The sequence below is a fragment of the Desulfosporosinus burensis genome (assembly GCF_054657535.1).
The window spans coordinates 85,244-98,532 of sequence record NZ_BAAHYN010000007.1 but is presented as its reverse complement, the minus strand read 5'-3'; the positions used below and the strand labels follow the sequence as shown (position 1 = coordinate 98,532).

Annotated in this window: 13 protein-coding genes and 1 pseudogene; 3 read left to right on the top strand and 11 right to left on the bottom strand. The window is 43.4% G+C overall.

From position 1 onward, the window contains the following. Positions 1-200: 200 nt before the first annotated feature. The 5 genes from ACYQ3Q_RS13830 to ACYQ3Q_RS13810 all read right to left on the bottom strand — a co-directional run bounded on the left by ACYQ3Q_RS13830 (position 201) and on the right by ACYQ3Q_RS13810 (position 4,850). On the bottom strand, positions 201-896 hold the full coding sequence (locus tag ACYQ3Q_RS13830; protein ID WP_459929127.1) for an ABC transporter ATP-binding protein: 696 nt from the start codon (positions 894-896) through the stop codon (positions 201-203). Further along, the gene (locus ACYQ3Q_RS13825; protein WP_459929126.1) at positions 893-1,630 is read right to left on the bottom strand and encodes an ABC transporter ATP-binding protein; all 738 of its coding nucleotides are present in this window, start codon (positions 1,628-1,630) and stop codon (positions 893-895) included. The genes ACYQ3Q_RS13830 and ACYQ3Q_RS13825 overlap by 4 nt, the downstream gene beginning before the upstream one ends. Before the next feature lies 1 nt (position 1,631). Beyond that, a complete protein-coding gene (locus ACYQ3Q_RS13820; RefSeq protein WP_459929125.1) occupies positions 1,632-2,618 on the bottom strand; it encodes a branched-chain amino acid ABC transporter permease in 987 nt (328 codons plus the stop codon). Between the two features lie 17 nt (positions 2,619-2,635). Further along, a complete protein-coding gene (locus ACYQ3Q_RS13815) occupies positions 2,636-3,514 on the bottom strand; it encodes a branched-chain amino acid ABC transporter permease (RefSeq protein ID WP_034140413.1) in 879 nt (292 codons plus the stop codon). A gap of 94 nt (positions 3,515-3,608) precedes the next feature. After that, the gene (locus ACYQ3Q_RS13810) at positions 3,609-4,850 is read right to left on the bottom strand and encodes an ABC transporter substrate-binding protein (protein WP_459929124.1); all 1,242 of its coding nucleotides are present in this window, start codon (positions 4,848-4,850) and stop codon (positions 3,609-3,611) included. Between the two features lie 386 nt (positions 4,851-5,236). On the opposite strand from ACYQ3Q_RS13810, the gene ACYQ3Q_RS13805 reads away from it, so the two are divergent. After that, entirely contained in the window at positions 5,237-5,464 is a 228-nt protein-coding gene (locus ACYQ3Q_RS13805) for a glutaredoxin family protein (protein WP_291299598.1), read from the top strand. Positions 5,465-5,545: 81 nt separating this feature from the next. On the opposite strand, the gene ACYQ3Q_RS13800 is transcribed toward ACYQ3Q_RS13805, so the two are convergent. Beyond that, a complete protein-coding gene (locus ACYQ3Q_RS13800) occupies positions 5,546-6,721 on the bottom strand; it encodes a pyridoxal phosphate-dependent aminotransferase (RefSeq protein WP_459929123.1) in 1,176 nt (391 codons plus the stop codon). 36 nt (positions 6,722-6,757) lie between these two features. After that, the gene (locus ACYQ3Q_RS13795; protein ID WP_459929122.1) at positions 6,758-7,732 is read right to left on the bottom strand and encodes a 2-hydroxyacid dehydrogenase; all 975 of its coding nucleotides are present in this window, start codon (positions 7,730-7,732) and stop codon (positions 6,758-6,760) included. Between the two features lie 227 nt (positions 7,733-7,959). On the opposite strand from ACYQ3Q_RS13795, the pseudogene ACYQ3Q_RS13790 reads away from it, so the two are divergent. Beyond that, positions 7,960-8,142 (top strand): annotated as a pseudogene (locus tag ACYQ3Q_RS13790) (hypothetical protein); the annotation flags it as partial. A 65-nt stretch (positions 8,143-8,207) separates the two neighbouring features. Here ACYQ3Q_RS13790 and ACYQ3Q_RS13785 read toward each other — a convergent pair. The 4 genes from ACYQ3Q_RS13785 to ACYQ3Q_RS13770 form a co-directional block, all read right to left on the bottom strand. Continuing rightward, positions 8,208-9,461, bottom strand: a complete 1,254-nt coding sequence (locus ACYQ3Q_RS13785) for an NAD(P)/FAD-dependent oxidoreductase (protein WP_459929121.1) — start codon at positions 9,459-9,461, stop codon at positions 8,208-8,210. Between the two features lie 15 nt (positions 9,462-9,476). After that, entirely contained in the window at positions 9,477-11,384 is a 1,908-nt protein-coding gene (gene cooS, locus ACYQ3Q_RS13780) for an anaerobic carbon-monoxide dehydrogenase catalytic subunit (RefSeq protein ID WP_459929120.1), read from the bottom strand. A gap of 1 nt (position 11,385) precedes the next feature. Beyond that, positions 11,386-11,880, bottom strand: coding sequence for a 4Fe-4S dicluster domain-containing protein (locus ACYQ3Q_RS13775; RefSeq protein ID WP_459929119.1), 495 nt, complete (start codon positions 11,878-11,880; stop codon positions 11,386-11,388). Positions 11,881-12,078: 198 nt separating this feature from the next. Next, entirely contained in the window at positions 12,079-12,726 is a 648-nt protein-coding gene (locus tag ACYQ3Q_RS13770; RefSeq protein WP_459929118.1) for a Crp/Fnr family transcriptional regulator, read from the bottom strand. Between the two features lie 171 nt (positions 12,727-12,897). Here ACYQ3Q_RS13770 and ACYQ3Q_RS13765 point away from each other — a divergent pair, with 171 nt between their 5' ends. Continuing rightward, positions 12,898-13,164 carry a Fic family protein gene (locus ACYQ3Q_RS13765; RefSeq protein WP_459929117.1) on the top strand — a complete coding sequence of 89 codons (267 nt, stop codon included), beginning with the start codon at positions 12,898-12,900 and terminating at the stop codon, positions 13,162-13,164. Positions 13,165-13,289: the final 125 nt, after the last annotated feature.

Here is a 13,289-nt window from a genome sequence, read left to right as displayed (position 1 = left end):
TAATCACCACTAAAATGTTGGAATACATAATTTAAACCCCTTGCTTTAGCATGGATTTTACCTAATTCTCCATTAGGTTGATGGCAATAGCCTTAATTAGTTTCTCGTAAATAGGGTCATATTATCCTTCTCAATGAGTTGGGCATAAAAAAGGAGATACCTTCCGGTACCCCTAATACGACACTTGTAGTGTAGAGCTATTAAACTAATAAATATTTCGAGCGAACGTCCTCATTTTCGGCTAATTCCGAGACTGTTCCTTCAAAACGTACTTGTCCCCGTTCAAGGACATAACAGCGATTGGCCAATTTTAGAGCAGATTTGAGATTTTGTTCTGCTAAGAGAATTGATATCCCAGTTGAACAAAGCTGGAGAATTTGCTCTTCCAATTCTCGAACGATCAAAGGGGCGAGCCCCTCGGTGGGCTCATCCAAAATCAGAAGCTCGGGATTTCCAAGCAGAGCCCTAGCAATACTTAACATTTGCTGTTCTCCTCCGCTTAAGTTCCCACCTCGACGATTCTCTACTCTTTTCAGAACGGGAAATAAGTCGTGAACTTTAGCTAAATCCCAAGCACCCGGTTTAATTCCTGCAGCGATTTCGAGATTTTCACGTACAGACAAGTCTGCAAAGATCCGGCGGTTATCAGGGACAAAGCTAATTCCTAATTTAACCATGCGGTTGGTAGCAACCTTGGTAATTTCCTGACCTTTAAAAAAGATTTGTCCGGTTTTCGGCGGGGTAAGTCCAATAATGCTCTTAAGTGTCGTTGTCTTGCCTACCCCGTTACGACCAAGCAGGCAGACTACTTCTCCTTTACTTACCTGTAAGGATAAACCGAATAAGATATGACTTAACCCGTAATAGGTATGAATGTCTCTAACGTCTAACATCATTCCGCTTCCCCCAAATAGGCATTTTGCACAGATTTATCGTTTCGGATATCTTCCGGCAGACCCTGAGCAATGGTTTTACCCTGATGAAGAACCATTATTTTTTGGGCAACATCAAAAACTAATTCCATATCGTGCTCAGTGAGCAGAATGGTAAGGCCTTTTTCCTGGGATAAGCGCTTAATTAGATTGACAATTTTGCGGGTTTCTTCTGACGACATCCCAGCAGTTGGCTCATCTAAGAGTAAGAGCTCGGGTTTGCTGCCCAGAGCAATCGCAATTTCTAGGACTTTTTGATCCCCATAAGAGAGGGAACTACATGAACGATCTTTAAATTCAAACAGTCCGAAACTTTCTAAAACCTCCAATGACTCTTCAATAAGAAGTCTTTTAGAGGGTCTGAAAAATTTGCGATCCAAGCGATGTTTTGCGATGACAGAGGTTTGCACGTTTTCAAAAACTGTAAGACTCTGGAAGATATTGATTAACTGAAAGGACCTGGCCATACCTTTATGGCAAATGGTATAGGGTGCTAAGTTTGTAATATCCTGACCCTGGAATTTGATATGGCCGGAATCGGCCTGCAGGTGTCCGGTTATTAAGTTGAATAAGGTGGATTTCCCTGCGCCATTGGGACCTATGACGGCCACCACTTCTCCCTTCGGAACCGAGAGGTGAGCATCCGAGATGGCTTGAAATCCATCGAACGCTTTCCTAAGCTGTTCAACCTGAAGCATGCTAATTCTCTCCTCTCTTACTCCGGTTTTTGCCATAACTCTCCATTAAATAACCAAGTATACCTTGAGGCAAGAAGAGTACAAGGATCAGTAGTAACAGACCAAGGACAAGCAGCCAGTATTCTGTGTATAGACCAACGACCATCGACAAGAGGACTAAAATGCCAGCCCCTAACGTAGGGCCCATAAAAACAGTAAGGCCTCCCATTAAACACATGATCAGAATTTCTGCCGATTTGTTCCAAAATAACAGGGAGGGGGCTACAGAGCGTTCCACTAAGACAAAAAGAACACCCGCAATGCCTGCAAAGAATCCAGCAATTACAAAGGCTGTCAGACGGTGCCGTTTGACATTAATTCCGACACTTTCAGAGCGCACGGGGTTGTCACGAGTAGCAAGTAATATGAGACCAAATGGCGATTTGGTGATCAGATAGAGAATCGCGAGAGTGATGACTAGCACCGCAAGAGTCGTATAATAGACTGAATTTATGGAGGAAAAGAATTCCGGAACGGGTATGGCATGGATGCCGTTGTCTCCCTCAGTCAGTGCATTCCAGCGGTAAACAATGGCCCAGACCAACTGGCCTAGTGCTAGAGTAAGCATACCGAAATAGAGGCCCCTTAAACGTACGCAAAACCAGCCGATCACTAAAGCTATGAGTGCAGCAATCAGGGGGGCGAGCAAGACTGCGACAGCAAATGGCCAAGACGTTTTGGTCATCACGATCGCTACAGTATAGGCACCAACCCCGAAAAATACGCCGTGGTGTAAATGTAGCAGTCCTCCGTAACCGAGAACCAGGTTCAAACTGGAGGCTAATAAAGCGGTTGTAAAAACAGTCGCCAGCAAGTAGACATAATATTGACTGAGCATTGTAGGGATCATCAGAAGTATCAAGATTCCGGATACAGATAAACCTAGGCCTAGATAGGTGCTCAATTTTCTTTTCGGGTTCTCAATGGATTTCAAGTTATTCGTGGACATATCTGACGTTCCTTTCTCTACCAGGCAGATTTTAGTAAACCAGAGGGTCGTACAATCAAGAGAACACCCGCTATAATATAGGGAATAATAATGGCAATGCCAGGAATAAATAAAATTCCAAAGGCCTCTCCAACCCCCATAATAATAGAACTAATCAGTGCACCCCAGATGTTTCCTAGGCCACCTATTACCACGATCAAGAAAGCATAAATGATAATGCTAGCATCCATACCCATTGAAATGGTGGTCGTTGGCGCAATCAAAGCCCCTCCCAACCCGGCGAGCCAGCCACCCAAGGCGAAAACCATCGCAAACACACGGGTGCTGTTAATCCCTAAAACATCGACCATTTCACGGTCGGTAGCCGTTGCGCGGCAGATTTTGCCAAGCTGAGTTTTTGATAAGAATAACCATAAACCAAGGGCAACAATCGGCCCCATAACCAGAAGGAAAGCATTATACCAGGGAAGGGATGCCCCCCATAGATTGAAGGACCCCCTCAAAACTCCAGGGATATCCATCGATTTATATTCTGTTCCCCAAATTATCTTGACAAGATCTCCAGCAATCAGCACTAAGGAATATGTCAAGAGCATCTGAATCAAATGATCTCGGTTATAGATAAATCGAAGCAGCCCTCGCTCAATTACCAGACTGATGAGCATCACTGCGAGAGGAGCAACCAACAGGGCCAACCAAAAACCATAAGGACCTTGCCCAAATACAGTTGAGACTGAGTAAGCAATAAAGGCGCCTACCATATAAAGTGCACCGTGTGCAAAATTCGTAATTCTTAAGACTCCAAAGATGAGAGTGAGCCCTGCAGAGACGATAAAGAAAATCATCCCTCTGCTAAGACCAATAAAAAACTGGCTAGCGAGTGTGGCAAAATCCATGGGTAATCTCCCCCGTCATAATGATTGCGTAAAGGGCGGCACCAAGCAGCACCGCCCTTTTATTTTTTTCTAATTACTTATCACTTTCCAAAGACTATTTTGATCTAGCCTTGAGGATTGAGTCAATCGAAGGCATAATTTCTTCAGGACTCAGAGTTTGAAGATCTTTACCCGTAAAGGTACCATTGACTTTGGCGACGACACCATAGGACATGGGAATCGCGACCTGATGATCTTCTTTACGAAGGGTAGCCTTGCCGACAGGGGTATCTATAGTTAATCCTTCCATAGCGTCAATAATCTTTTCCTTGTCGGTACTTCCGGCCTTTTCAATCGCTTGACCTAGGAATTTACCTCCCATGTAACCATACAAGGCAAACGCGGCGGGTTCACGATCATATTCCTTCTTAAAGGCTTCTACAAAGGCTTTGTTTTCAGCTGTGTCTGGATAATTATGCAAATAAGGATTAGTACCCATGACGCCCTCCGGAGCCTGATCTCCTAAAGGTCTTAAAGTAGCGGGGTCGTAACTGGTATGTGCCCAAACGGGTAGTTCTTGAATCAACCCAGTTGCTTTGACTGCTTTCATGAAGGCGACCATGTCAGCTCCCCCAGTACCAACCACAAGAATATCAGGTTTAGCACTGCGAATAGCATTGATGTAAGGGGTGAAATCCGTTTCTCCGACACGCCACCAGGATTCTCCCATTTTCTCAACGCCTGGTTTAATGGCTGTCAGATTGGACCAGAGGTTATTTATCACAGAGTGACCATATTCATAATCACTGCCAGCTAACCAGATCTTTTGATGGGACGTCTTGGAGAGTTGGGCAGCACCTGCTTTACCGATGATCGCTGTATTTGGCAATGTGCTGAATACATAGCGATGACCTGCTTCCCCTGTGATTCTGTCACTCATTCCGCCCCAGACGATGAAAGGTACTTTACTTTCTTTAGCATATTGCGAAACAGCTAAAGAACCAGCACTATTCGTTGTTCCTGCCAGAAAATCGACTTGTTCACGCATTACGAGTTCTTTAGCCCAGCTCGTTGATTTGTCCGGTTTAAATTCGTCGTCACGAGTGACAAATTCGATTTTCGGACCCCCTTTATCCGTAAACTCTTTGACAGCCAGTTTGAAGCCATCTAAAGAGTCCTTTGCATACACCGCTGCACCGCCAGTATACGTATCTACAATTCCAACTTTAATTGGTTTTTGCTCTGTCTTGGGAGTTGCGCTACTTGCACACCCTGAAGCCATTAAGGCCGTAATCAAGAGCAGGGACCCTAATCGAATTAAATTGCGTGATTTCTTCTTACCTTCCATCCTAACCATACTATTTCCCCCTAAATCTTTAGTTTGTTTAAACTTAAATAGAGATCTTCTTATTCTCTTCACCGTTCCCAATCTATTGATCGTTTCTTTCCATCCTACCATACTTCCTTTCGAATTAATTAATTCTTTGCTCGATTTTTAATAAATCGTACCAGCCGAGGATACGGCTTCACTATAAAAGAATATGTTTGAATTATAACAGGTGTATGTAGAACAGACAATACTAATTTATGGTGTATTAAAACACTAATATTTGAAACATAGTAAAAGTTATTGTTGACTTTAGAAAAGGCTGTAAGTAATTTCTAGGGGATATAAATAGGAATGAAAACTTAAATTACTGCAATACTAACTACAGTGAAAAAGTAACAGGAGGAATCTGCAGAATGAAAAATGTAACTATGTTTACCAATAATAGCTGACCATATTGTACAGCGGCGAAGAAGTTTCTTTCGCAAAACAATATTCCTTTTGAAGAGAAAAATATAAGTACTGATGAGCACGCTTTATTGGAATTACAACGCAGAAACATTAATAGTGTGCCCACTTTCGTGGTGGGGGATGAAACGATAGTTGGTTTTAACAAAGATAAGATTCTCGCTCTCCTGCATTAAGTTTATTCATGCAGGAGTTGAATGACCGAATCAGTGGAAAAACAAGGCTGGATGCAATGAGAATGCACCCAGCCTTTATTGTTATTTCATTTTGCCTAATGCCGTTTCTATCCGCTCCAAAGCTTTTTGGATATTCGCTATCGAATTTGCATAGGAGAAACGCAGGTATCCTTCACCGTAAGAGCCAAAGGCAGTACCCCCTAAACAAGCGACTCCTGCATCATTCAAGAGGTAATCAGCTATCATTTTAGTGTCTTTGCCAAACGATTTTAGATTGGGAAAGACGTAAAATGACCCCTCAGGCAATAGGCAACTCACTCCAGGAATAGAGTTTAAGCCATTTACCATAATGTCGCGGCGTCTTTTAAACTCAGCCACCATATTCTCGACTTCGCTTTGTGGCCCTGTAAGTGCTTCCTTACCGGCCATTTGTGTAAATGCAGAGGTACAGGAATTAGAATTTACCATCAGTTGAGAAATTCGAGCAGCTATTTCCGGGTGCATAACCCCGTAACCCAACCGCCATCCGGTCATGGCATAGGTCTTTGAAAACCCGTCTAAGATTATGGTCCAATCTTTCATTCCAGGTAAAGAGGCAATGGAAAGGAGGGAGGTGTCACTATACACGATCCGATCGTATATTTCATCGGAAAGCACAAGTATTTCTTTTCCTCTTACTAAGTCCGCAATTGCCTTGATGTCGTCACTCGTGAGCACACCACCGGTAGGATTTCCCGGGGAATTAATAATCAGCATTTTAGTTTTGGGAGTAATTAACGTCGCAAGCTCATTGACATCTAATCTGAACTGGTTTTCTTCTCGTAAAGGGATTGGGACAGGTTTTCCGCCGACAAAGCGAATGACGGATTCATAAATTGGAAAACCGGGATTAGGGTAAATTACTTCATCACTAGGATTTACAGTTGCCATAATGGAGAAAAACATAATGGGCTTTCCGCCGGGGACGATAACCACATCCTCAGCAGAAGCATCGACATTTTTATGGGAGCGAATGTATCCAGCGATTGTTTCCCTGACTTCTGGAATACCAGGAGCGGGAGTATAGTGGGTATATCCGCTGGTTAGGGCAAGGCAAGCAGCATCAATAATATTCTTAGGGGTGTCAAAGTCCGGTTCGCCAATTTCTAGATGGACAATATCCTTTCCCTGAGCTTCCAATTTTTTTGCTTTGGCCAGTACTTCAAAAGCAGTTTCTGTGCCGAGTAAGGACATTCTATCCGCAAAGATCTTTTTCATCAAAACACCACTTCCCTGGCTAATTTAAGTTGGATACTATTTAAAAACCTCGGGGTTAAGACAATTAGGAGGCAGTTCTCCCCTCATCGCGGCTAAAATATTGGATACAGCGATTGTGCCCATTTTTGTGCGAGTCTCAAAAGTAGCACTGGCAATATGAGGACAGAGGATGGCATTGTCGAGTTCCATTAACCCTTCTGTAAATTCAGGTTCGTCTTCGTAGACATCAAGACCTGCTCCCCAGATTTCACCCGATTGCAAAGCCTTCACCAGTGCAACTTCGTCCACTACGGGCCCACGGGAAGTATTAATTAAGATCGCTGTTTTTTTCATAAGTTTAAACTCTTGTTCCCCCATCAAATGGAACGTTTCTGGGAGAAGTGGAGTATGGATTGAAACAAAATCTGATTCTTTGAGAAGAGTTTCTAGGCTGACAAATTGACCATCGGTTTCTTTTTCGAATTGAGGGTTAGCTGCTACGTCGGTGTAGAGTACCTTCATATCGAAAGCCTTTGCCCTCTTTGCAAACGACAAGCCTATTCTTCCGGCGCCTATTACTCCAACCGTTTTGTTCATAACGGACTGCCCCAGAAATAACATCGGTCCCCAGCCTTTATATTTGCCCATTCTTGTATACTTATCCGATTCTACGACTCTTCGCGCTGCAGAAAATAATAAAGCCCAGGCCATTTCTGCCGTTGTGTCTGTAAGCACACCGGGAGTGTTAGAAATCATAATGCCCCGTTCTGTTGCTGATGGGATATCTATGTTGTTGTAGCCGACAGCATAGTTTGCAAAGATTTTAGCTCCTTTAGCAGCATCCATCACTTCAGCATCTATTGGATCAGTAAGCAAACTCAACACGGCATCCCTGCCCTTAACCTTTTCCAAAAGTTGCGGTTTTGTAAGAACTTGGCCTGTACGATTAACTTCCATGTCACAATACTCTGCCAGCATGTCAAGAGCTGGTTTAGGAATTTCATTCGTAACATAAACATTCCATCTACTCATATTTAACCTCCTAAATTGTTTAGTTAAATCATATATAAGTATTAGTCCCAAATACAAGGAGTATTATTACTTAATTACCAAAGTTATATTGGTTAGATTTAACATCAAGCATTAATATATGTTTTATAGTAACTGTCCAAACAGTAGAAATTATATCATAAAAAAGTATATAATCAATATTAGTTGTGATTTGAGGTGAGAATATAGTTTGGGATAAAAGTAGCTTTGCTATGACCAGTGAAAGAAGTTATCGTAGTGCATTGCCAGAAGAAATCGCTATTCAAGAACTACAAAAAAACTCTGGTAGTCAGTTCGATCCTAAGATAGTAAGCTCATTTATTGAAATGCTTATTAATAGTGAAGGAAGAGTAGATATCGTAATTTGCGGTCGTGAAATTCTTAATCTTTGATAGGTAGTTCAATAGAAACAGGCTGGAAGCGATTGCATCCAGCCTTGTTTCTATTGATAAGGGATTTACCTCAACATTCCCACCGCCAGAGTTCCTCTACTTCCCATAGCCAAATTCCTTTGAACTTGGGTTAGGGGTCGACCTGCTTTAACCAAGGAGGTTAAGACACCGCATTGAGAAGTATCACCAACAAGTACAAATCCCTTTAGAATGTTTCCCTGCCATAGTAGATTGCGATAAGTGGGCATATCTCCGACCATTTTTAGGCTTTCTTCTTGCTCCCAATCCCCCTGGCCCTTTGGCTCTGGGATTTTCGTGATTCCAGCAGACATAGCAGAGAGGCCAAAAAAGTCCACAGAGTTTAAGCCGAGGGATCCCGGATAAATCTCTTGTCCACCGCACATATTTGCACCGGCAATTCTGCCTTGGGTTGTGGCATTTGGCCAAGTGGCATTCACGGTGAACTTCTTGCGAACAAGGTCCCAGGTCTCAGCAATATCCCCTGCCGCGTAAATACTGGGAAGATTCGTGGCTAAAGAAGAATCAACCTGAAGACCCATGCCAATATTAAAGCCAATATTTCTTAATTCCCCTAAATTTGGACGTACTCCTTTGCCCACGATGACTAAATCCGCGGCAAGTTCTGTATGGGGCGCTATCAACACACCCTGAACCTGCTCTTCTCCTGTGATTGCCTCAGCCTCCGTCTGTAAAAGAAATCTCAGTCCATTGGCTGCTAAGTGCCCTTGAATTATGCTGGCTGCTTTTTCATCAAGCATTTGGGAGAGGATCTGACCTGAAGAGACCAAAACGGTAACCTGAAGCCCACGTTTTTTCAAGGCATAAGCGCTCTTCAGACTGACCAAACCTCCTCCGATGACGACTGCCTTTTGTGCTCCTCGCTCCAAGACCTCATTAATTTCTAAAGCATCTTTCATGGTGCGTAGAGTAAAAACCTCTGGAAGGTTTCCCCCCTTGATCAAGAGTTTATTAGCTGAAGCGCCCATCGCGAGTAAAAGCTTGCTATACTCCCATTCCTGCCCATCGGTACTTCGAACAAGCCGGCGTACGGGATCGATCCAGTTAACTTCGACCCCATAAATTACCTTAAGTTTTAGTCGTTCTGCAAAACTTTCTTCACGTAAGTAAAGGCTGGAAGCCGGAATATCTCCTGCTAAGAAATAAGTGGTTAGACAACGAGAGTAACTTTGTTCTTGTTCTGCCGTGAGGACGATGATTTCTGACAGGGTGTCGTGCCTCCGGATTTCTTCAACCGCAAACAGCCCTGCTGCGCTATTGCCTATTACGATATAGCTCATAATTCCTTCCTTCCATTAATTAGAAAGTCCGAGCTTTTTCCGTTTCGCTCGGATATCCTCAAGAAGTCCAAGAGCAGCTTGCTGGGGATCTGTTTCAACATAGAATTTCCCCCCAATGACATCACTCAGTCCAACAGTAAGCAATTCTGTCACCGCCTTACTTCCCAGCACGGGCGGAACAACGCCTAGGTGAGTGGTGATCCCCATAGTTACTGCCCAAGTCCCGATACTCAAAGCCTTTTCATGCTGCAGTTCTGGAGCACTCGCCGCAACGGGCAATAATGCCGAATCCACATTTAAGTAATTTGCGATAGCTGTGACCAAATCGCCAATCCTTGAATTATCCACGCAACTTCCCATATGCAGGACAGGGGGAAGTGGGGCCGCAAGACCTGCAGCCTGACCAATCGCGGTCAAAACTGCTTTTAAACCTTCTCCGGCATAAGTTTCCGTTCCTTCTGAATTCATCAGTCCAGCCTTTGCTAAAGCATGTGCAGAACATCCTGTAGCGACCACCAAAACGTTATTTTTAAGGAGCTCCTTCACTAATTCCACATGAATATTATCTTGTGTTACTTTGACATTGTTGCAGCCTACTGTTGCCACTACCCCTAAGATATTACCATTAACAATATTATCAATAAGAGGCTTTAGGGGTTGTACAGGGTCTACTGTGGAAAGTGCTCCGATGATGGCCTCCACACTAAATCCAGCCATAATCTTTCGTTTGTAATTGGGAATTTGAACTTTTTTGTTGTCCCTCCGCCCATAAGCGGTAATCGCCTTTTGTACAATTTGCTGAGCTGCTTCATCCGCATTTTCTAAAGTAAACGGAACATGGGTGGCTCCTGGAAGTTTGACGATCGGCATTGTTGTAATGATCTCAGTATGGTAACAAGCAGCCACTTGAGCTAAGGAGGGCATAATACATTGTACGTCCACGACCATTGCATCAACCGCTCCGGTGACAATGGCCAGTTCTTGAGCTAAGAAGTTAGTAACCAGCGGGATCCCTTTGCGCATTAAGACCTCATTACCTGTACAACAGATTCCAGAGACTAAAATTCCCTTAGCTCCAGCAAGGCGTGCTTCAGCTTGGAGTTTGCCTGCCCAATAGACAATTTTTTCAGATAGTAAGGGAACATGACCATGTACGATTAGATTAACAGAGTCTTCCTGGAGAACCCCTAAATTAGCCTCCGTCACTACCGGGGTAGGTGTACCAAAAAGAATATCTTGCATGTCCGTTGCCAATTTTAGGCCAGAATAGCCATCTACCAGCCCTTGTTTAGCGGTCGATAAGATTAGATTCACCGGGTCAGCATCCATACCCATCGTGGTCTGATGCATCGCTTCACGGATTTCTCGATCAGGATTTCGAGGAAGAATACCAAGGCTCCCCCAAACGGCAATTCTCTCTTTAGGCGCGTTAGCCATCAACCATTGTACCGGCTTCTTACTATGGTTAGCTAGATCGGCATAAGCAACTTCGACAACCTCGATGGCGAGCTCCGCTTTGCTTTTGCCGGAGATCTCTAAACCTAATCCCCTGGCTACCTGATGCAATTTCTTTTCGTCTGCGATGTCATAATTAATTTTACCTTTAGCCGCCAACTCTAAAGCTTCAACAGCCTCGTAGGCATGGTCTACATGGGCTGCTGCACCGGCAGCCACTTGCCTGAGTAAATTTCTAGTAACGATGACATCTGCACTTGCGCCACAAATTCCAGCTTTCGGCCCGTTGCCAAAGGGATCAATCCGACAGGGTCCCTGAATACAATGTCGGCAACAGATTCCCAAGCTGCCAAAACCACATTGGGGTTGTTGAGCTTCATAGCGATCCCATACCGTTTCTACACCGTCTAAGGCCGCTTTAGGTAACAATTCTAACACGGCAGGATCAATTGATTTTTGAGGTTTCATTTTAGTTGACTCCCTTCATTTGGTCTAAGAAAGCTTGCCGTCCACTGCGGGCAAACTCTTGAACCTCAACAAATTCCAAAGCCTTTGTCGGACAGGATGCCACACAGGCCGGATCATAATCTAAGTCTTGGCAACGGTCACACTTGGTGACTCTATGGGTCGAAGAAATTTCAGCAATAACCCCAAACGGGCAAACCATAACGCACATCATGCACCCAACGCATTTTTGTTCATCAACTTGAATCAATCCAGTCTTCAAATCAAACTGCATAGCCCCACTCATACAGGCATGAACACAAGGAGCGTCTAAACATTGCCGACATTGTAGTGGGAAATTGAGATTCCCGTTGGACTCAACAAAGATTCGTTTCTGTGGCGGCTTGAGTTCTTCAATTGCCTCATTCAAGCTCTTACTGGTCGAGTGGGCAACTGCGCAAGCCAGCTCACAACTCTTACAGCCTAGGCAATATTCGCTTCTGGCCAGAATCTGTCTCAACTTTATCCCTCCTTAAACTTCTTTGAGATTACTTATCCATAACTTATCGGAATATTCTTTTTTATTCAATCGGCTTGCCGACATTGCATTAGAAATATTTTACGAAGAACCCTTACTTATAGAAGTGGGATTCTTGAAAAATGGATAAAAAAAGCGCGGTGTTATACCGCGCAAAATAGGTTATATAGTTTTCTCAAATCATAGTTTGTCGATAAGCATCTCCCAATTTAACACAGAAAGCTTACCCCGTTTCACGACCACAATTCCTTGTCGTTCCCAGCGTTTAAGAATCTCATTGACTGTTTGACGAGTTGTCCCGCTCAAAGCAGCAAACTGTTCGTGTGTAAAGTCCAGAAAATAAGGTAGATCGGATCCTTGGTAGGTTCTAGGTTGTCCTTCACGCAGGATAACATGAGCTAAGCGCACAGAGACTTCCCGAAAAGCTAAGTCAAGGATAACATCATTGGTCTCTTTTAAGATGTTTCCCAACAAACGGATCAAGCGTAAGCTGAGTTCCGGACATTCCCCGAGCATCGGTCGAAAATTGTCCATACCAAGATAATAAACGACTGAATTTTCTAGCGCTGTTGCAAAGGCTAAAGAGTGAACACTATAGACCTCTCCAGGGGATAGGCAGGCGACCGTAAATTCCTTACCATCTTCTGACAAGTACGAAATTTTAACGCGGCCCGTCCGGATAAAGTAGATTGGTTCCGAGCAGTCAGATGGAAAATCGAGGATTTGACGCTTAGTAAAGCTTCGCTCTCTAAAGTACCTCTCCCACTGAGTTAGAAGTTCTAGTGAAAGACCATGAAACAACGGAAATTGCTCCAGCGTAGATGACATCAACATCACTTTCCTTTTGAGATTGGTGGTCAGCACAAGTGGTCTTCGTTTTTGTTTTAAGGATACCATAATATGGGGGACACGTCACTTTCAATTTGTATTTAAAAAACTATTATTTTTTGGACTGTATCCACACGTCATTCCTTTTTAAATCCCCAGGTTCATTCGAATATGATGGAATATAATCCCACCGCACCGGAAGATATGAAACCAGTTTTAAATGACCTTGAAAAGTTTATAAAAGCTAAAAATCATGTTGATATACTCATAAAATCCGCACTCATTCATTATCAGTTCGAGACAATACACCCCTTTGAAAGCGGTAACGGCAGGGTTGGGCGAATACTTGCGATGCTGGTTTTATTGCAAAACAAAATACTATCGAAACCAGTAATATCTTTATCGTATACCCGTATTCGTTTTAGAGAAGTACCTTAAAGAGAAATTAGACATTACCTTTAATAAGCAAAGGAAACTGTCCTAAAAAGCAAATATTAATAAAAGACTAATAGCTTGGAGGATTGGGCTGAAATGTACCCAGAATGGTGGTTAAAGAAACAAGT